The following is an 18,253-nucleotide window of genomic DNA, read 5'->3' on the forward strand; positions in this document are numbered from 1 at the left end:
TCGGCCAACACCTGCGTGGTCTCGGGAACAAAATCACCGAAGTTGGAGAAATGAGCGATCTTCGACAACTGAGCCGCTACCGCATCCGCGATCTCGGTGCGCCCGTGCCCGACATTGGTGAACCACAGGCCCGCCGTCGCATCCAGATACCGAGTGCCCTCGCGGTCCCAGATGTACGCGCCCTCACCGCGTGAGACGACAAACGCGCCGTTCTTCTCCACAGCGCCCATGTCCGCGAACCCGTGCCACAATGCCGAAGCCATCATTGTCCCCTTCGAATACAAACGATGCTGGTGTGCAAACGATGTGCTGCGACTATATCGACACCAGGAATCCGCGCACGACGGCGCTCGCCCGGCACCGGCTTTCACGGGCGCACCCGTAATCTGTCGACCATGACTTTTGCCGACAATCTTGCAGCACTGCCCGCCATCGATCATCTGGCCGCCATCGAGGTACTCGACGCCGACGGAACCGTCGTCGACACCGTGGAGAACAAGCCCGGAAAGTCCGGCTCGGTCAAGGTGTACAACCATCTCGCTCAGGTCTACGGCGCGCTGACACCCGAAGCCGCCTCGGCAGGATTGACGATCTTCGCCGAGCACACCGAGGACGCCCGGGCGAACCCCGGTAAGCACCCGAACGTGGACCGCCTCGAGCAGGTGCTCGCCTCCGGCAATCCCCTAGGACTTCGCAGCGTTCCGTCCGCGTAACCCGGCTCCCAGCCGTCCGACGGCATTGACCGCCAACGCCATCAGGGCCATCGCGATGCCCAGTACGACGAATCCGATGAACAGGGCCAGATAGCCCTGGTGGCGAGGATCCATGAACGGATACGGATACCAGTCGACGATCGGCCCTCGAATCAACGTGTACACCGCGTAGATCACCGGAAACAGCAGCCACTGCAGTGAGCGGGCTTCGGAGATCCTGTGCCTCGAAGCGAAGAACACCCAGTCGAGAAGCATGACCAGGGGAAGAATCCGATGCAGTGCCGAGTTGATCCAGGCATCGTTCAAATTGACGTCGATATCGGCCAGGAGCACGGCGTAGATGATCCCGGTGATCACCATGTACAGCGTCACCGCCCCTCGGATCGACTGCCACGCCTGCGATTGTGGATCTCGAATTGCACCGACCAGCAACACGATCACCGCAAGAATGTTGCTCTCGATGGTGAAGTAGCTCAGATAGTTCGACAGAGACAGCTCAGCCGCGTCACGGATCGGGATCCACAGCAAAGCGGCAAGTCCGAACACAGCAAACAACAGTCTCAGGGCTCGCACGGCGATCGGCGTCGACAAGACAGGCACCGATGACTCATTTGCGGTATTTGTCGTCACTGGTCGATATTTGCACATCAAAACGATCTGCGAGCGGTAGTTGTGAACGCGTTCGATAGGCTGTCATCAGCATGTCTACAACACCACCGGCCCCGCTCTCCCCCAAGCGGAGTGACCTGAAGAGCGCGCTGGCGCAGGTCTCACTCCGCGACGAGAGTCGACTCCGTCGCAAACTCGACCGTGCCCGCACACCAGACGCTTTGGTGGCGCTGGCCGAGGATATCGAAACGGCGCGCACACGGTTGGCGGCACGATCCGCCAATGTTCCCGCAGTCTCGTATCCGGAAGCTCTGCCCGTCAGTCAGCGCAAGGACGACATCGCGACCGCGATCTCGGAAAATCAGGTTGTCATCGTCGCCGGCGAGACCGGCTCGGGTAAGACAACCCAGATCCCGAAGATCTGTCTCGAACTCGGACGTGGCGTCCGCGGTCTGATCGGACACACACAGCCGCGCCGGTTGGCAGCACGCACCGTTGCCGAACGTATCGCCGAAGAACTCGACACCGAACTCGGCGACGCCGTCGGATACACCGTGCGGTTCACCGACCAGGTCTCGGACCGCACCTACGTCAAGCTCATGACCGACGGCATTCTCCTCGCCGAAATTCAGCGCGACCGTATGCTCCGACGCTACGACACGCTGATCATCGACGAAGCGCACGAACGCAGCCTCAACATCGACTTCATCCTCGGTTACCTGGCTCAGCTGCTCCCCCGCCGACCCGATCTCAAGGTCATCATCACGTCGGCGACCATCGATCCCGAGCGCTTCGCCAAGCACTTCGCTGTCGACGGTAAGCCCGCGCCGATCGTCGAGGTTTCCGGGCGAACATTCCCTGTCGAAATGCGTTACCGGCCACTGACCGTCGAATCCGGCGACATCACATTCGACCGCGATCCCGTCGACGCGGTCTGCGAGGCGGTCGACGAGCTGAGCGCGGAGGGCGAAGGCGACATCTTGGTCTTCCTCTCTGGCGAACGCGAAATTCGCGACACCGCAGATGCTTTACGCGATCGGCGTCTTCGCAACACCGAAATCGTCCCGCTGTACGCGCGGCTGTCTGCCGCCGAGCAACACAAAGTGTTCTCGCCGCACACCGGCCGACGCGTCGTCCTTGCCACCAACGTGGCCGAGACCTCGCTGACCGTTCCCGGCATTCGGTACGTCGTCGATCCGGGAACCGCGCGCATTTCGCGATATTCGGTGCGCACCAAGGTTCAGCGGTTGCCGATCGAGCCCATTTCGCAGGCGTCAGCTCGTCAGCGTTCCGGGCGTTGCGGCCGCGTCGCCGAAGGAATCTGCATCCGCCTGTATTCCGAGGAGGACTTCGAGTCACGGCCGGCATTCACCGAACCGGAGATCCTGCGAACCAACCTCGCATCCGTGATCTTGCAGATGACGGCCCTCGGCCTGGGCGACATCGCGGCATTCCCCTTCGTCGAACCGCCGGACCAGCGCGCCGTGAAGGACGGAATCGGACTCCTCGAAGAACTCGGCGCCATCGCGCGAGGTTCCGAGGCCAGCCACCCCGAACTGACGCCGGTCGGCCGCGAGCTGGCCCAGATTCCGGTGGATCCGCGGATGGCACGGATGCTGGTGGAAGCCAAGAACAACGGTTGCCTTCACGAAACCCTTGTCATCGTCGCGGCGTTGTCCATCCAGGACGTTCGCGAGCGGCCCGCCGAGTTCCAGCAAGCCGCCGACGAAAAGCACGCCCGCTTCAACGTCGAGAACTCCGACTTCCTGGCCTACCTGAAACTGTGGGACTACTTACGCGAACAACGTAACGATCTGTCCTCCAACCAGTTTCGCAAGATGTGCCGGAACGAGTTCCTGCACTGGCTCCGCATCCGCGAATGGCAGGACCTGCACGGGCAACTCCGGCAGATCACCCGCGGTCTCGGCTGGACAGTGGGAGAGACACCGGCAAGCGAGAACGCGATCCATCAGTCGCTCCTTGCCGGGTTGCTCTCGCATATCGGGCTACGCGAGGGCGAGAAGCGGGACTACCTCGGCGCCAGGGGCAGCCACTTCGCGATCTTCCCCGGATCGGGACTGTTCAAGAAGCCACCACGCTGGGTCATGGCCGCCGAACTCGTGGAAACGTCGAGGCTGTGGGCGCGCATGTCCGCGCGTATCGAACCCGAGTGGGCTGAAAAGCTCGCCCCGCACCTGGTGAAACGGACCTATTCCGAACCGCACTGGTCCTCCAAGCGCGGCTCGGCGATGGCATACGAGCGGGTCACTCTCTACGGAGTTCCTCTGGTAACCGGCCGCGCAGTGACGTACTCACGAATCGATCCCGAGGCCTCTCGCGATCTCTTCATCCGCCATGCGCTCGTGCAGGGCGAATGGCAGACGAACCACAAGTTCTTCCACGAAAACCGTGCACTCCTCGACAACGTCGAAGAACTCGAGAACCGCGCGCGCCGACGCGACATCCTCGTCGACGACGAAACTCTCTACGAGTTCTACGACGAACGTATCGGCCAGGAAGCCGTATCCGCCAAGCATTTCGACCAGTGGTGGAAGACCGAGCGGCGCAAGAATCCGAGTCTGCTGACTTTCACACCGGAAACGGTGGTCAACTCCGACGCAGCTGCAGTACTGGGCGGCGAGTACCCGGACGCCTGGCGCCAAGGCGACATGCAGTTTCCACTCACTTACCAATTCGAGCCGGGAAAAGACGACGACGGCGTCAGCGCGCACATCCCGGTCGGCCTGCTCGCGCAACTTCAGCCGGTCGGCTTCGACTGGTTGGTCCCCGGTATGCGCGTCGATCTCGTTACCGCTCTGATCAAGACGTTGCCCAAGAACATTCGACGCGCTGTCGTTCCGGCTCCGGATTATGCCGCCGCAGCATTGGCAGCAGTCAAACCTCGATCCGAGCCGTTGATGACCGCAATGGCCCGCGAACTCTCGCACTTGGGCGGGATCCAGATCGACGCCAAGGACTTCGATCCCGCCGCGCTGCCCGACCATCTTCGGATGACATTTGTCGTCGAGGACGAATCGGGCAAGGTTCTCGCGAAGGGTAAGGATCTGGCGCAGCTACGACGCACGCTCGCCCCGCGCGTGCAGAAGGAAGTGGCCAAGGCGGCAACCGGAACCGAACGGGCAGCGGCAACCGTCTGGACATCCGAAACGCTGGGCGCATTGGAACAGACCATCACTCGCTCCATCGGCGGACAGCAGGTGACCGGCTACCCAGCTCTGGTGCCGGAGAACGGCGGAGTTGCCGTTCGTGTCCTGAGTACGCCGGCCGCGCAGGCGCAGGCGATGAGGGAAGGTACGCGGGCGCTTCTCCTCGCGGCCGTTCCCACCCAACTCAAGGCAGTGACCGCCGGCTTGTCGAACACTCAGCGTCTGGCTCTCGGCCAGAATCCGGACGGCGGCTTGGAGGCCCTCGTCGAAGATTGCCGGGTGGCAGCTGCCAACGAAGTGATTGCGGCCCACGGTGGACCGGTACGCACGCCTGAAGCGTTCGATGCCCTGGTGAAGATCGCACGCTCCGAACTGGCCGGACGCGTTTCCGCGATCCTGCGCATGATTGTTCCGATCCTCGAACAAGCACACCGACTGAGCGTCGTGCTGGACCGCTCGCGCGGCGAGGCAGCCGACGACGTCCGAGAACAGTTGACCTCACTGCTGTTTCCGGGATTTGTCGCCGAACTGGGATCGGCCCGCCTACGCGATTTACCGCGGTATCTTGCCGCAGCAAAATTCCGTCTCGAAGCTCTGCCCGCAAGTGCACAACGAGATCAGCAGGCTATGGATGTCCTCGACCGGGTGTACGCAGCGTACGACCGGTTGTTGAGTTCGCTTCCCGAAGAGCGTCGCACTGCTCGAGATGTCGACGCGATCAGTTGGATGATCGAGGAACTGCGCGTGAGCCTGTTTGCGCAGTCCCTCGGTACACCCACACCGATTTCCGAAAAGCGAGTCCTGAAAGCTATCGAAGCGATCAAGCGTTGATGTTCGGCGAGAATTGCGCGATCAGTAGATTGTCTGAATGTTGACGTTGGTGAGGAAACCGCCAAAGGTGGCAACAGTGTTGGCGAACCCGAGGGTTACCAGGCTGTTCACGACTCCGAGAACTGCAACTAAGTTCATAACGCCTCCGTGAAGATCCGAGATGCGGACGAACGTACCTGGTAGACACTAAGCGAATAACGTGCCCGATTTGTTCGATTGTTCGCTTTGTGTTCTCAGCGTTACCTAAGACCGCTCTGTGCTCTCAGCGTTATCTGAGGCGAAGGCCTCAGTCGACGGAAACGGTCTCGGCGCCGGGAGCCTTCTCGGCGGCACGGGTCTCTGCATGCTCGCGCATGTCGGTGATCTCACGTTCGAAATCCGCAGCCGAGCTGAAGGACTTGTACACCGATGCGAATCGCAGGTAGGCGACTTCGTCGAGATTTCGAAGCGGATCGAGGATCGCGAGCCCTACCTCGTTACTGGGAATTTCGGCAGAACCCGAAGCTCGAACGGCATCTTCGACCTGTTGGGCGAGCAAATTCAGCGAATCGTTGTCCACTTGGCGGCCCTGGCATGCGCGACGCACACCTTTGACAACCTTTTCTCGGCTGAAAGGCTCCGTGACGCCGCTGCGCTTCACGACCGAGAGAACTGCCGTCTCGACCGTGGTGAATCGGCGGCCACACTCGGGGCACGAACGGCGCCGCCTGATCGCCTGGCCCTCGTCGGCCTCGCGCGAATCGACCACTCGGGAATCAGGGTGCCGGCAGAACGGGCAATGCATCGGGGTTCCTTCGTTGTCGCCGAAATGGCCGCAACTCAGATTCGCTACCGACTGCAAATCCTCCGACGATTTACAGAGCAGATCCACGTACTCAACGCGACCACCCGAGGTGGTGGGACTGTCAAGTGGACAGCTTACTCGCTGTGAACGGACTGCTCTCACGCTCGGTACGCCCCCGCCTGGTACGGGGTAGGTCAGCGCCCCGAGGCCGGCACGATCAGCGTTTGTCCCACTGACAGTCCGGAACTCGACATCGCATTGAGATCCATGATCTGCTCGATCACCGAACCGACAGCCTGGCCAGGTGCAACCTTGGCAGCAATATCACTGAGGGATTCACCCGCGGCAACGCGAACCACTTCGGTCGCGCCGTTTGTCGCAGCTACGTCACCACTCGACAAAGCGCCGATCCCCACCAACGCCAACACTGCGAATGCGGTGAATACGGCGCCCAGGAAAACCGTCTTCCAACCGACATCCTCGGCGGCCACTTCATGTTCGACCCGTGACACACCGACCCTGTTTCGGTGCGCGAAACTTCCTCCGTACGGGCGTGACGAATCGTGCTCGCTGTCCCACCGGCGAGGAGATTCGCGCAATGAACGCGAACCTGAAACCGCGCCCACCGCCGGAACCCGGCGAACGACGGCCGCCTGCGGTTCGTTGTCGACATCCCTGGCCACGCCATGCATTTCGGCCGCTCCGCGCCGTTCGAAGGACACAGCGTCTGCATCGGGCCCATAGAACGAGGGGTGGTACTTCAGTGCCGACGTACCGTCGAAACCAAACGCGTCGAAACCAATCGCGTCGTCGAAAACCCTGTTGCTTTTCAGTGCTGCGTTACCCATCGTGACCTCCGCTGGTCGACACCGATCGATGTGTTCGATCATGCGTTCGATGGAACGCATGTTCGAATTTCTACCACGCCTGGCCGACAATGTCTCTACTTGGAGCGACACGAATCGAACAGATGTTTGAAACCGCGAGCAAATCCGGCTAGATTCGTGTCAGACCACACAGCGGGAATTGCGAAAGCCTCCGTGTTTGTCGACAGCTCGAATGTTGGCAGGAGGCACCGACAGGTTTCTGCGCGACTTGCACCAGGCACTTTGCAGGCACTTTTGCAGGCAGTTTTCAGACACGACTTTTTCAGACACGACTTCTTCAGACACGGAGGCAACAGGCCATGAAGGACGATCGCTCCAGCACAGCCGCGGAGGCAGGAGCTTCTGCAGTTCCGTCTCCGTCGAGCGAGACGCTCACCGAGCGTCAGCGGCGCGTTCTCGAAGTGATCCGAGATTCGGTGACGGAGCGCGGGTATCCGCCGAGCATTCGCGAAATCGGGGATGCGGTGGGGCTTACCTCCACGTCGTCGGTCGCGCATCAACTGCGAACGTTGGAGCGCAAGGGCTTCCTTCGACGCGATCCCAATCGCCCTCGTGCAGTCGATGTTCGGGGTCTCGACGAGGTTGCGGCCGATACCGCCATCGCGTCGGTGTCGAAGCATTCCGGCGAGTACAACAGTGCCGACCCGCTGCCAGAGCCGGCGTTCGTCCCCATCCTGGGCCGCATCGCTGCCGGCGGACCGATCCTCGCCGAGGAAGCTGTGGAGGATGTGTTTCCACTCCCCCGCGAGCTCGTCGGCCAAGGTTCGCTCTTCATGCTCAAGGTTGTCGGTGAGTCGATGATCGATGCGGCGATCTGCGATGGCGACTGGGTTGTCGTCCGTCAGCAGAACGTCGCCGAGAACGGTGACATCGTGGCCGCAATGATCGACGGCGAAGCCACCGTGAAGACGTTCAAGCGTACGAAGAAGGAGGTGTGGCTGATGCCGCACAACGACCTCTTCGAGCCGATTCCCGGCAACAACGCCGTCATCTTGGGCAAGGTTGTCACGGTCATGCGGAAGATCTGAGTTCGCTCGCACCCTCGATCACAAAACTCTGGGCCCCGGCATCAGCCGGGGCCCAGAGTCTTTTCGTGACGATCAGCGGTCCATCACCCGAATCAGAGATTCAGCGAACGTCCGATGATCTCCTTCATGATCTCGGTTGTGCCACCGTAGATGGTCTGCACACGAGAGTCCATATACGCCTTGGCAACCGGGTATTCCTTCATGTAGCCGTAGCCTCCGTGCAGCTGGAGGCAGCGGTCGATGAGCTTGACCTGAGCTTCGGTGGTCCACCACTTCGCCATCGCAGCTTCCTGCACGGTCAGCTTCTCGGCATTGAGCTGCTCGATGAACTTGTCCACCAGGATGCGCACTGCCGTGGTCTCCGTTGCCAATTCGGCCAGTACGAATCGGGTGTTCTGGAAGCTGCCGATCGACTTGCCGAATGCCTTGCGGTCACGGCAGTACTGGATCGTGCTCTCGAGAACCGATTCCATTGCGGCGGCAGCAACGACGGCGATCGAGAGTCGTTCCTGGGGAAGGTTCTTCATCAAGTAGAAGAAGCCCATTCCCTCTTCGCCCAGCAGGTTGGCAGCGGGAACGCGTACGTCGGTGAAGCTGAGTTCGGCGGTGTCCTGAGCCTTCATGCCGATCTTGTCGAGATTGCGTCCACGCTCGAAGCCGGGCATGTCCCGCTCGACCACGAGGAGGCTGAAGCCCTGAGCACCCTTGTCCGGGTCGGTGCACGCGACAACGATGATGATGTCGGCGTTGATTCCGTTGGTGATGAAGGTCTTCGAACCGTTGAGTACCCAGTGGTCCCCGTCGCGAACTGCTTTCGTCTTGATGCCCTGCAGGTCGCTACCGGTACCCGGTTCGGTCATCGCGATCGCCGAGATCAGCTCACCCGACGCGAATCCGGGTAGCCAACGCTGCTTCTGCTCCTCGTTGGTCAACTCCAGGAGGTACGGCGCCACCACGTCGTTGTGCAGCGTGAAGCCGATACCACTGAAGCCACCCTTGGTGGTTTCCTCGGTGATGATCGCGTTGTAGCGGAAATCCTTGACACCGCCGCCGCCGAATTCCTCAGGTACCGCGGTTCCCAGGAATCCCTGCTTTCCGGCCTCGACCCAGACGTCACGATCGACGATGTTCTGCTCTTCCCACTTCTCGTGGTTCGGTGCCACGTGCTGTGCCAAGAACTTCTGGTAAGACTCCCGGAAGAGTTCATGTTCCGGTTCGAACAGGGTGCGCTCCACGCCGACTCCTTGCAATTCGATATACGGCACTTCAGTGATGTACCCGGTGGGGATGATGTACCCGGTCGGGATGTTTTCGCTGAGACTGGGCACGCCGAAGTTCGCGGGCCCACGTCACTGCCTCCGACGGTAGAACCTGTTGCGATACCCGTCGATGACCCGAACGATCACGATTCGTGACTGTAGCGGTTATCTGTTACTCGAAGTACGGAATTTGGCGAGGTATCGCATGATCGGGTAGGCGACCAGGATGCCGATCGACCCCCAAGCGATGCCGCCCAGCTCGACCGAACCAATGGTCAGCGTCAGGTTCCCGATGCCGGCAACCAGTGCGGCAGCGGCGACGGTCAGGTTGACCGGATCGGTGAAGTCCACCTTCGCTTCCATCCAGATGCGCACACCGAGAATGCCGATGAGTCCATAGAGAACCATCGTCGCACCGCCGATGACGCCGTTCGGAACCGTGAAGACCAGTGCACCGAATTTGGGCGAAAATGCCAGGATCACGGCGGTGGCGGCCGCTACCCAGTACGCCGCGGTCGAGTACACACGCGTCGCTGCCATGACCCCGATGTTCTCGGCATACGTGGTGGTTCCGGATCCGCCGCCGGCGCCCGCCAAGGTCGTGGCGAGACCGTCTGCAAACAGCGCATTGCCGGCCAGGTCATCGAGGGACTTACCCGTCATGGCGGACACCGCCTTGACATGTCCGACGTTCTCGGCGACCAGAACGATCACCACGGGCAGCGCGAGCACGATCACCGACCAGTCGAACGACGGTCCGTGCAGACTCGGCAGCCCGAACCAGTCGGCTTCGCGCAGAGCGGACACTCGTTCACTGTCGAGACCACCGATGACCGCGGCGAAGACCCAGCCGATCACGACGCCGACCAGAATGCCCAACCGGCCGAGCAGCCCGGGACCGACGACCGTGACCAGCAGGATCGAAACGAGCGTGACCGTGGCGATCAGCGGCTGCGATTCGAAGGAACCGACCGCCGTCGGAGCGAGGTTGAGACCGATCAGCGCGACGACGGCGCCTGTCACTACCGGCGGCATGACGGCGTCGATGACCCGGCTGCCGATCAGACGTACGGCGACGCCGATCAACATCAACACGATGCCGACGGCCATGACGGCACCGAGCTGCGCGGCCGGGCCCGATCCTGCCGACGCTGTCAGCGGGGCGATGAACGCGAAGGACGAACCGAGATAGCTCGGGATCCGGCCCCGGGTGATGAGCAGGAACAGCGCGGTGCCGATACCCGAGAACAACAGCGTCGTCGTGACGGGGAAGCCGGTGATGGTCGGAACGAGCAGTGTCGCTCCGAACATCGCGATGACGTGTTGCATCCCGATTCCGATGGTGCGCGGCCAACTCAGTCGTTCGTCCGGCGCCACGACGGCTCCGTCGGCGATCCGCTTGCCGTCTCCGTGGACAGTCCAGCCGATTCCGCCGGCCCCGGTCATTGTTTCTCGTTCGATCACAGGTCGAAATACTAGAGGTCAGGCGCTCGGTCTCCGACCGAGACCAACGAAACCAGTTCAGCTGATTGCGTCGGCCGCCGCTTTGCGCGCTGCCACCGGATCACCGGTTGCCAGCACCGCCGCCGCAGCCGCCTCACATTGCGCCATGGTGACTGACCCGACCTTCGCTCCCACACCCGCGACCGACGCCGCAGCGCACGACAGCGAGGAAACTCCGAGTCCGGCCAGAACACACGCCAACAGTGGATCGGCGGCCGCCTCACCGCAGACGCCGACGCGCTTGCCTGCCGCCTGACCGGCCTGGGCCGTACGTGCGACAAGGGCGAGCACCGCGGGCTGCCATGGATCGGTCAGGTCGGCGAGTTCGGAGGACATCCGATCAGCGGCCATCGTGTACTGAGCGAGGTCATTGGTACCGATCGAGAGGAATTCGACGTGTTCGAGAATCTGGTCGGCCAACAGCGCCGCCGCCGGGATCTCCACCATGACTCCGGGAACGAGATCGCGTGCCCGCACCGCATCGGCAAAACGTTTCGCCTCGGCCGGGGTGGCGATCATCGGTGCCATGACCCACGGGGACGAGTTGGTCGACGCCGCGGCTGCCGCGATCGCGTCGAGCTGGCGGTCGAGAATTCCCATGTCCTGCCAGGCGATTCGGACCCCACGAACGCCGAGTGCCGGATTCGCTTCCTCTTGATGGTTGGCGAATTTGAGCGGCTTGTCCGAACCCGCGTCCAACGTGCGAATGATGACCTTCTTTCCTGCGAAGGCCTCGAGAACTTCGGCGTAGATCGCCGCCTGCTCGTCTACGGTCGGTTCGGTCTCACGGCCGAGGAAGCAGAGTTCGGTCCGGAAGAGCCCGATGCCTCCCGCTGCGGTCAACGCCGCGGCGCGAGCGCCCGCGCCGTCTTGAACATTGGCGAGAACGTCTACCGGCCGACCGTCCGACGTCCGGCCTGGTCCGGTCCACGTGCTGACGCGTTCGCGATCGATCCGGGATTGTTCGACCAGTTCGCGCGCCTGTTCGGGATCCGGCTCCGCGATCACGTCGCCGGTGGTTCCGTCGATCAGAATCGGTGTTCCGGCCGCGATGGATTCCAATTCCTTCGCGGCCACGATGCACGGGATGCCCAACTGCCTCGCGATGATTGCCGTGTGGCTGGTCGGGCCGCCGAAGATGGTCACGAGTCCGATGATCTTGGTTGCATCGAGGCCCGCGGTGTCCGCAGGAGCCAGATCGTCCGCGCACAGCACCGACGGCGTCTCGGGCATCGGAACTCCAGGTTCGGGCAATCCGGAGAGTTCGGCGATCACGCGGTCGCGGATGTCCTCGAGATCGGTGACGCGCTCGGCCATCACACCGCCGACCTTGGTGAACAGCACCACGAACTGCTCCGTCGCCGCGATCGCAGCCTGCACCGGGGGCACTCCGCCGGCGATCGACTTCTTTGCCGCCCCGATCCAGCCGCGATCGGCTGCCATCGCCGCGTTGGCCTGCAAGACCTCGGCGGCCGCGCCTGTGGCTTCGGCAGCCCGTCCGAGAAGGCGGTTCTCGACAGCCTTCGCTGCTGCGACGAAGGCGTCTGCAGCGGCCTCTCGATCGGCCTCGTCGAGTGCGGGCGCATCGGTGACGAGTTCTGGTCGGCTGGACGGCCAGATAGCCGGGCCGTAGGCAATTCCGGGCACGACGGGGGTGCCGTGCACGGTGATTCGGTTGAGCTGTTCGGTCATCTGTCCTCCTTGAGCGATGGGCCCGGTGTCACACCGGATCACCTCGAGCGCGTAAAGCCCTCACCTTCGTTGTGACGAAGATTACTCCCAAGTCTTGACATGTCAACACACTCGGGCGTAAAACAACATAAAGCAACATTCACTGTGATCCACAACGCACCGTCGGATCACATTTCGGAATCGGAGAGCACGTGTACGCGGAAGAACGCCAACAAGCGATCGGCACCATGGTGTCGCAGCGCGGACGCATGTCCGTGGCGGCGCTGTCGGAGACCTTCGGTGTGACCACCGAGACCGTGCGTCGCGATCTGGCCTTCCTCGAGCGGATCGGACAGATCAGGCGTGTACACGGCGGCGCCGTTCCGACCGGATCCCTCCACGTGACCGAACCGGGCATGGCGGAACGCGATCAGACCCGCGCGCAACAGAAGGACCGGATCGCCCGCTGCGCGGTCACCTATCTCCCTCCTACCGGCGGCAGCGTCATCTTCGACGCGGGCACGACCACGGGCCGCATGATCCCCGAACTTCCGACCGAGAACGACTTCACGGCCGTGACCAATTCCGTGCCGATCGGCGCACGACTGGCATCGATGAACTCGATTTCCCTGATCCTGCTCGGCGGACGAGTACGCGGGGTGACGCAAGCCGCGGTCGGCGAGGACGCTCTGCGCCTGCTGAGCACGTTGCGGGTCGACGTCGCCTTCGTCGGAACCAACGCGATCAGCGTCGGGCACGGACTCTCCACCCCGGACAGCGAAGAGGCCGCCGTCAAACGAGCGATGGTCAAGGCCGCCAATCACGTTGTCGTGGTGGCCGATTCCAGCAAAGTCGGCCGCGAGCACTTGATCAGCTTCGCACCACTCGACAGCATCGACGTCCTCATCACCGACGAAGAGATCAGTCCCACAGACACATCCGAGTTCCACGACCACGGAATCGAGGTGGTGATCGCATGATCGTCACACTGACAGCCAACCCGAGTATCGATCGGACCGTACAACTCGAGCAACGGCTCGAACGAGGCTCCGTCCTACGTGCCCACTCCACTCGCAGCGACCCCGGCGGCAAGGGGGTCAACGTCGCGCGTGTTCTCGCCGCAGCCGACCTCGACGTGCTCGCGGTGCTACCGGGAAATGGTGGCGATCCCTTGCTCTCGGCGCTCGCAGCCGGTGGGATTCCCCACATCGGCGTCGCCACAACGGGTCCGGCTCGCACCAACATCACCATCGCCGAACCGGACGGGACCACGACGAAGATCAACGAACCCGGCGCAACGCTGTCCGGTTCGACGCTCGACGCCCTGGCACAGGAGTTGATCGCCCGCGCCGATACCGCACTGTGGTTCGCGCTGTCCGGCTCACTGCCTCCCGGCGTTCCTCTGGGGTGGTACGGCGAACTTGTCGCGGCGCTGCGCGATCACCCGTGCAAGGTAGCGGTCGACACCTCGGACGCCCCACTGACGGCACTCGCCGAATGCTTCCCCGGCTCGGCACCTGATCTGCTCAAACCCAACGGCGAGGAACTCGCGCAACTGACCGGCGTCGACGGCCACGTCCTCGAACGTGCTGCCGAGAACGGTGATCCCGGGCCTGCAATCACGGCGGCACAGCGATTGGTCGACCGCGGCGTCGGCAGTGTGCTCGCCACACTCGGCGCAGCCGGTGCCGTCCTCGTCACGGCCGACGGCGCGTGGATCGCCACCGCTCCCCCGATTGTCGCAGTCAGTACCGTCGGCGCAGGCGATTCGTCGCTGGCCGGCTACATCCTCGCCGAAGCGGGCGGCGGCTCGGAATCCGAGCGGCTACGTCACGCGGTCGCCTACGGAAGCGCCGCTGCCTCCCTTCCCGGCACAACCCTTCCCACACCCGAACAGATCGATCTGGCAGCGGTTTCGGTATCTGCAGCAGATGCCGCCTCTCCCATCCCCGTCCCCACCGAACTCGCCTGACGCCCTAAGGAACCTGACATGTCCGATACCACCGCAGCCGGCAGTTCCGGCCCGGAGATCATCAGTCCCGAACTGATCTCACTCGACACCGACCTGGGTTCGACCAAGGAAGATGTCATTCGTTCTCTCGCAGCGCGATTGACTGCAGCGGGGCGGGCGAGCGACGCCGCGGGACTGGTCGATGCCGCACTCGCTCGCGAAGCGCAGTCCGCGACCGGACTGCCCGGCGGAATCGCAATTCCCCACTGCCGCGCCGAGGCTGTCTCGTCCGCGTCCCTGGGGTTTGCTCGACTCGATCCGAAGGTCGACTTCGGTGCACCCGACGGCCCCGCCGATCTGGTCTTCCTGATCGCGGCACCCGAAGGCGCCGGGGCCGAGCACATGAAGCTGCTCTCCTCCTTGGCCCGAGCACTCGTCAGGCCCGCGTTCGTCACGTCACTTCGTGAAGCGTCGACGCCGGACGAGATCGTGAGACTGGTCGACGAGGTACTCAATCCCGCACCGAAGGATCCTGCAGCAAAGGCTGCGGCAGCGACACCCCCGGCACCTGTTTCCACCGGGAAACACGCTACCGAGGAGACCCCGGCACCAGCGCCCGCGGAGCGTCACATCGTCGCGGTCACCGCCTGCCCGACCGGAATCGCTCACACCTACATGGCGGCGGACTCACTCGTCGCCGCGGGTGAACGCGCCGGCATCAAGGTGCACGTCGAAACGCAAGGTTCGAGCGGAAGCACCCCCCTTGACCCTTCGGTGATCGCCGGAGCCGCCGCGGTCATCTTCGCCACCGACGTCGGAGTGAAGGGCCGCGAACGATTCGCCGGTAAGCCCGTCGTCGCTTCCGGTGTCAAGCGGGCAATCAACGAGCCGGACAAGATGCTCGCAGAAGCGTTGCGCGCCTCCGAGAATCCCGCCGCCGCCACCGTTGACGGCACCGCCGCAGCGGCCGCGGATTCCGATGCCGGTTCCGTAGGGTTCGGCACCCACCTCCGTCAGGTCCTCCTGACCGGTGTCAGCTACATGATCCCGTTCGTCGCGGCCGGCGGTCTGCTGATCGCACTCGGCTTCCTGCTCGGCGGATACGAGATCTCCGGTCCGGCCAAGGACATCGTTCTCAACAACTCGATCACCAACCTTCCCGACGGTGGTCTGGCCACCTATCTCGGCGCAGTGCTGTTCCAGATCGGTTCGTTGGCATTCAGCTTCCTGGTGCCCGCGTTGGCCGGCTACATCGCCTTCGCCATCGCCGACCGGCCTGGCATCGCTCCCGGCTTCACAGCCGGCGCGGTCGCCGTGTTCGTCGGTGCCGGTTTCATCGGCGGCTTGGTCGGTGGTCTCATCGCCGGTGTCGTCGCGCTCTACATCGGCCGGATCGCCGTCCCGCAGTGGCTGCGAGGCCTGATGCCGGTGGTAATCATCCCGCTGTTCGCGACGCTGGTCGTCGGAGCACTGATGTTCATCGTCCTCGGGCGTCCGCTCGCCGCGATCACCTCCGGTCTCACCGACTGGCTCAACGGACTGTCCGGCAGCTCGGCCATCTTCCTCGGCATCATTCTCGGCTTGATGATGTGCTTCGACCTCGGTGGACCGGTCAACAAGGCGGCTTACGCCTTCGCCGTCGCCGGACTCAACGTCAACGACCCGGCCACTTTGCGCATCATGGCGGCTGTCATGGCTGCCGGTATGGTTCCGCCGCTTGCCATGGCACTTGCCTCGACGGTGCTGCGTCCCAAGCTCTTCAGCGAAGCCGAACGGGAGAACGGAAAGGCTGCCTGGTTGCTGGGTTCGGCATTCATCTCCGAGGGCGCGATTCCGTTCGCCGCTGCCGACCCGCTTCGCGTGATCCCCTCGATGATGGCGGGCGGCGCGGTCACCGGCGCGCTGATCATGGCTTTCGACGTCACTCTCAGCGCCCCGCACGGCGGCATCTTCGTCTTCTTCGCAGTCGGCGGAATCGGCTGGTTCCTGGTCTCGCTCGCCGCGGGAACCGTGGTAGCTGCGCTCGCCGTCGTCGGAGCCAAGGAGTTCTTCCGCAAGGGGCCGTCCGATGCCGAACTCGACCCCGAAATCGTGCCCGCTGCGGCATGATCGACAGCAGGCAACACTGCAGTCACCACCTGAGTCACCAGATCTGCCCGAACACCCCATAACGTCCGCAACGACAGTTCTACAACGAGGAGATCCCATGCCCAGCAAGACAGTTGCCGTCGGTTCCGCAGTCGGCCTCCACGCCCGCCCCGCCGCTCTCATCGCCGAAGCAGTCGGAGCCTCCGGCGCCACGGTCACCCTCGCAGTCGCCGACGGCGAACCGGTGGATGCAGGGTCGGCACTGATGATCATGACGCTCGGAGCCGCCAAGGACACCGAAGTAACCATCGAGTCCGACGACGCCGACGCACTCGCCAAGGTCGCCGAGCTGGTAGCCGCTGATCTCGACGCCTGACCTGATGTCAGTCGGTGCTGTGCAGCGGGCCGGACACTCTCACGGAGTCAGTGCGAGTGTCCGGCCCAGCCAGTCCATTTCGAGTTCCAGAGCAGTGCCCCACACATCACCCGAGTGCCCGCCGGGAAGGGTGTAGTAGTCCACGTTCATGTCGGCGGCGCGTCCAGCCTCGAACATGATCTCCTGCTGAGGGCGGTAGATGTCGTCGTCCTCACCCGCGACAAATACACCCGACAACTGCGGATACCGATTCTGCGCCATCAGGTCTCGGGCGTTGACCGCGTCGAACGCGCTTTCGTCACCGTCGAACATGGCCGCCACGGTGTCCTCGTGATCACCGGTCGACGGTTCGTCCTGGCCGGAGAAGTCCAGGAACGACGGGTATCGGTCCGGGAAGTTCACGGCCATCTCGATCGCGCATGTCCCGCCGTAGGAGAACCCACCGATAGCCCATTGCGCAGCGTCCGGATTCACTTGAAGGTTCGATTCGATCCAGTTCGGGACGTCCTGGTCCAGATACGTCGCGACGTTGCCGAGCGCAGAATCCATGCAGCCGGGGTTGGCGTCGTAGTCCCCCAACGCGTCGGGCACCACCACGACGGGAGCAAGCCCGGAATGCCTCGACGCATAGGCGTCGACGGTGGTCGCGAGCCGGCCACTGTCCAGCCAGTCGCTGGGGCTGCCGGGCTCACCCGCCACCAACACCAGTACGGGCAACTCGGCACGCGGATCGGCAAGATAGGCCGGCGGGAGATACAGCGTCGCAGGCCTCGCGTCGAATCCCGAAACATTTCCTGGAATCGCCGCTTCCGTCACGACACCGTTGCTCGGCATCCGCACCGGAACCTGCCAATGAGTTTCGGTGGGCAGTCCCCGTTGAACCCAAGGTTCGGCCCCGGGGAGCGAATCGAAGGCAACGTTCTCGACCGACCCGACCGGCCAGTGCCCGACCAGTGAGCCGAGTGTGGGATAGGTGCCGGTCTGCGCGTTGACCTGACCTACTGCGACGATCGCGGCCAGCCCGGCGAATGCCGTCACCGAAAGGCCACGCGCAAGCCCTGGGCGCCGAAGGAGAACGAGTGCGGCGCCGATGACTCCGAACATCGCCAGCGCTATCCAGACAAAATTCGACGCCGGTAGCTGCGCGGGCAGCGGCCGAAAGCTGAGCCACACGAACGTCGCACCGGTGGCTGATCCGAGCACTGACAGACCTAGCGCGACCAACGCGGCCCGACGCGGCAACCACCGAAGCAGAAGCAACGTGCCGACGCCGACGATGACGGAACCCACGAGCAGCGCTGCGGTGATGTGTCCGTGCTCGAGTGACATACGCGAGAGCCGCGTCAGGAGTTGATGCCCGTGCATTCGTTCCAGTATCCACATCTA

15 protein-coding genes are annotated in these 18,253 nt (G+C 63.2%); 7 read left to right on the forward strand and 8 right to left on the reverse strand.

Going from position 1 to position 18,253, the window contains the following annotated elements; translation table 11 throughout:
- A partial coding sequence (locus tag ABH939_RS06385) for an aminotransferase class III-fold pyridoxal phosphate-dependent enzyme (RefSeq protein ID WP_404649478.1) occupies positions 1-266 on the reverse strand: 266 nt, incomplete at its 3' end.
- A gap of 129 nt (positions 267-395) precedes the next feature.
- Between ABH939_RS06385 and ABH939_RS06390 the strand changes: the two genes are divergently transcribed.
- A complete protein-coding gene (locus ABH939_RS06390) occupies positions 396-713 on the forward strand; it encodes a DUF2322 family protein (RefSeq protein WP_058226259.1) in 318 nt (105 codons plus the stop codon).
- Here ABH939_RS06390 and ABH939_RS06395 read toward each other — a convergent pair.
- Positions 684-1,313, reverse strand: a complete 630-nt coding sequence (locus tag ABH939_RS06395; protein ID WP_003942129.1) for a Pr6Pr family membrane protein — start codon at positions 1,311-1,313, stop codon at positions 684-686. The two genes, ABH939_RS06390 and ABH939_RS06395, sit on opposite strands and share 30 nt — an antisense overlap.
- Before the next feature lie 101 nt (positions 1,314-1,414).
- Between ABH939_RS06395 and hrpA the strand changes: the two genes are divergently transcribed.
- Positions 1,415-5,320 (forward strand): ATP-dependent RNA helicase HrpA, encoded by a 3,906-nt coding sequence (hrpA, locus tag ABH939_RS06400; RefSeq protein WP_214924833.1) that lies wholly within the window; start codon positions 1,415-1,417, stop codon positions 5,318-5,320.
- Between the two features lie 286 nt (positions 5,321-5,606).
- Here the strand turns inward: hrpA and nrdR are convergent, their stop codons facing one another.
- Together nrdR and ABH939_RS06410 are read right to left on the reverse strand one after the other, a co-directional pair.
- Positions 5,607-6,104 carry a transcriptional regulator NrdR gene (gene nrdR / locus ABH939_RS06405; protein WP_030535543.1) on the reverse strand — a complete coding sequence of 166 codons (498 nt, stop codon included), beginning with the start codon at positions 6,102-6,104 and terminating at the stop codon, positions 5,607-5,609.
- Between the two features lie 194 nt (positions 6,105-6,298).
- Complete coding sequence (locus tag ABH939_RS06410; protein ID WP_003942242.1) at positions 6,299-7,012, reverse strand: LysM peptidoglycan-binding domain-containing protein; 714 nt, start codon at positions 7,010-7,012, stop codon at positions 6,299-6,301.
- A gap of 278 nt (positions 7,013-7,290) precedes the next feature.
- Between ABH939_RS06410 and lexA the strand changes: the two genes are divergently transcribed.
- The gene (gene lexA / locus ABH939_RS06415) at positions 7,291-8,019 is read left to right on the forward strand and encodes a transcriptional repressor LexA (RefSeq protein ID WP_007735195.1); all 729 of its coding nucleotides are present in this window, start codon (positions 7,291-7,293) and stop codon (positions 8,017-8,019) included.
- A gap of 92 nt (positions 8,020-8,111) precedes the next feature.
- Here the strand turns inward: lexA and ABH939_RS06420 are convergent, their stop codons facing one another.
- The 3 genes from ABH939_RS06420 to ABH939_RS06430 form a co-directional block, all read right to left on the reverse strand.
- The gene (locus ABH939_RS06420) at positions 8,112-9,254 is read right to left on the reverse strand and encodes an acyl-CoA dehydrogenase family protein (RefSeq protein ID WP_007735194.1); all 1,143 of its coding nucleotides are present in this window, start codon (positions 9,252-9,254) and stop codon (positions 8,112-8,114) included.
- 189 nt (positions 9,255-9,443) lie between these two features.
- Positions 9,444-10,724: a uracil-xanthine permease family protein gene (locus ABH939_RS06425; protein ID WP_020907537.1), complete on the reverse strand. Its 1,281-nt coding sequence runs from the start codon at positions 10,722-10,724 to the stop codon at positions 9,444-9,446.
- Positions 10,725-10,799: 75 nt separating this feature from the next.
- Positions 10,800-12,473 (reverse strand): putative PEP-binding protein, encoded by a 1,674-nt coding sequence (locus ABH939_RS06430; protein WP_050655800.1) that lies wholly within the window; start codon positions 12,471-12,473, stop codon positions 10,800-10,802.
- Between the two features lie 191 nt (positions 12,474-12,664).
- On the opposite strand from ABH939_RS06430, the gene ABH939_RS06435 reads away from it, so the two are divergent.
- The 4 genes from ABH939_RS06435 (at position 12,665) to ABH939_RS06450 (ending at position 16,867) form a co-directional block, all read left to right on the forward strand.
- Positions 12,665-13,432, forward strand: a complete 768-nt coding sequence (locus ABH939_RS06435; protein ID WP_003942134.1) for a DeoR/GlpR family DNA-binding transcription regulator — start codon at positions 12,665-12,667, stop codon at positions 13,430-13,432.
- On the forward strand, positions 13,429-14,424 hold the full coding sequence (pfkB, locus tag ABH939_RS06440; RefSeq protein ID WP_030535546.1) for a 1-phosphofructokinase: 996 nt from the start codon (positions 13,429-13,431) through the stop codon (positions 14,422-14,424). The genes ABH939_RS06435 and pfkB overlap by 4 nt, the downstream gene beginning before the upstream one ends.
- An 18-nt stretch (positions 14,425-14,442) precedes the next feature.
- Complete coding sequence (locus ABH939_RS06445; RefSeq protein WP_007735189.1) at positions 14,443-16,512, forward strand: fructose-specific PTS transporter subunit EIIC; 2,070 nt, start codon at positions 14,443-14,445, stop codon at positions 16,510-16,512.
- Between the two features lie 97 nt (positions 16,513-16,609).
- Positions 16,610-16,867, forward strand: a complete 258-nt coding sequence (locus tag ABH939_RS06450; RefSeq protein ID WP_003942144.1) for an HPr family phosphocarrier protein — start codon at positions 16,610-16,612, stop codon at positions 16,865-16,867.
- A 39-nt stretch (positions 16,868-16,906) separates the two neighbouring features.
- Here ABH939_RS06450 and ABH939_RS06455 read toward each other — a convergent pair whose 3' ends face one another.
- A complete protein-coding gene (locus ABH939_RS06455) occupies positions 16,907-18,232 on the reverse strand; it encodes an alpha/beta hydrolase (protein WP_404649479.1) in 1,326 nt (441 codons plus the stop codon).
- Positions 18,233-18,253 lie beyond the last annotated feature (21 nt).

The organism is Rhodococcus sp. 27YEA6, from assembly GCF_044908235.1.
Taxonomy (GTDB): Bacteria; Actinomycetota; Actinomycetes; order Mycobacteriales; family Mycobacteriaceae; genus Rhodococcus_F; species Rhodococcus_F qingshengii.

Excerpts from the sequence above, each read along its gene's own strand:
- ABH939_RS06390 (WP_058226259.1), top strand. The coding sequence starts at position 396 with ATGACTTTTGCCGACAATCTTGCAGCACTGCCCGCCATCGATCATCTG.
- hrpA (WP_214924833.1), top strand. The coding sequence starts at position 1,415 with ATGTCTACAACACCACCGGCCCCGCTCTCCCCCAAGCGGAGTGACCTG.
- nrdR (WP_030535543.1), bottom strand. The coding sequence starts at position 6,104 with ATGCATTGCCCGTTCTGCCGGCACCCTGATTCCCGAGTGGTCGATTCG.
- ABH939_RS06410 (WP_003942242.1), bottom strand. The coding sequence starts at position 7,012 with ATGCGTTCCATCGAACGCATGATCGAACACATCGATCGGTGTCGACCA.
- lexA (WP_007735195.1), top strand. The coding sequence starts at position 7,291 with ATGAAGGACGATCGCTCCAGCACAGCCGCGGAGGCAGGAGCTTCTGCA.
- ABH939_RS06425 (WP_020907537.1), bottom strand. The coding sequence starts at position 10,724 with ATGACCGGGGCCGGCGGAATCGGCTGGACTGTCCACGGAGACGGCAAG.
- ABH939_RS06430 (WP_050655800.1), bottom strand. The coding sequence starts at position 12,473 with ATGACCGAACAGCTCAACCGAATCACCGTGCACGGCACCCCCGTCGTG.
- pfkB (WP_030535546.1), top strand. The coding sequence starts at position 13,429 with ATGATCGTCACACTGACAGCCAACCCGAGTATCGATCGGACCGTACAA.
- ABH939_RS06445 (WP_007735189.1), top strand. The coding sequence starts at position 14,443 with ATGTCCGATACCACCGCAGCCGGCAGTTCCGGCCCGGAGATCATCAGT.
- ABH939_RS06450 (WP_003942144.1), top strand. The coding sequence starts at position 16,610 with ATGCCCAGCAAGACAGTTGCCGTCGGTTCCGCAGTCGGCCTCCACGCC.
- ABH939_RS06455 (WP_404649479.1), bottom strand. The coding sequence starts at position 18,232 with ATGCACGGGCATCAACTCCTGACGCGGCTCTCGCGTATGTCACTCGAG.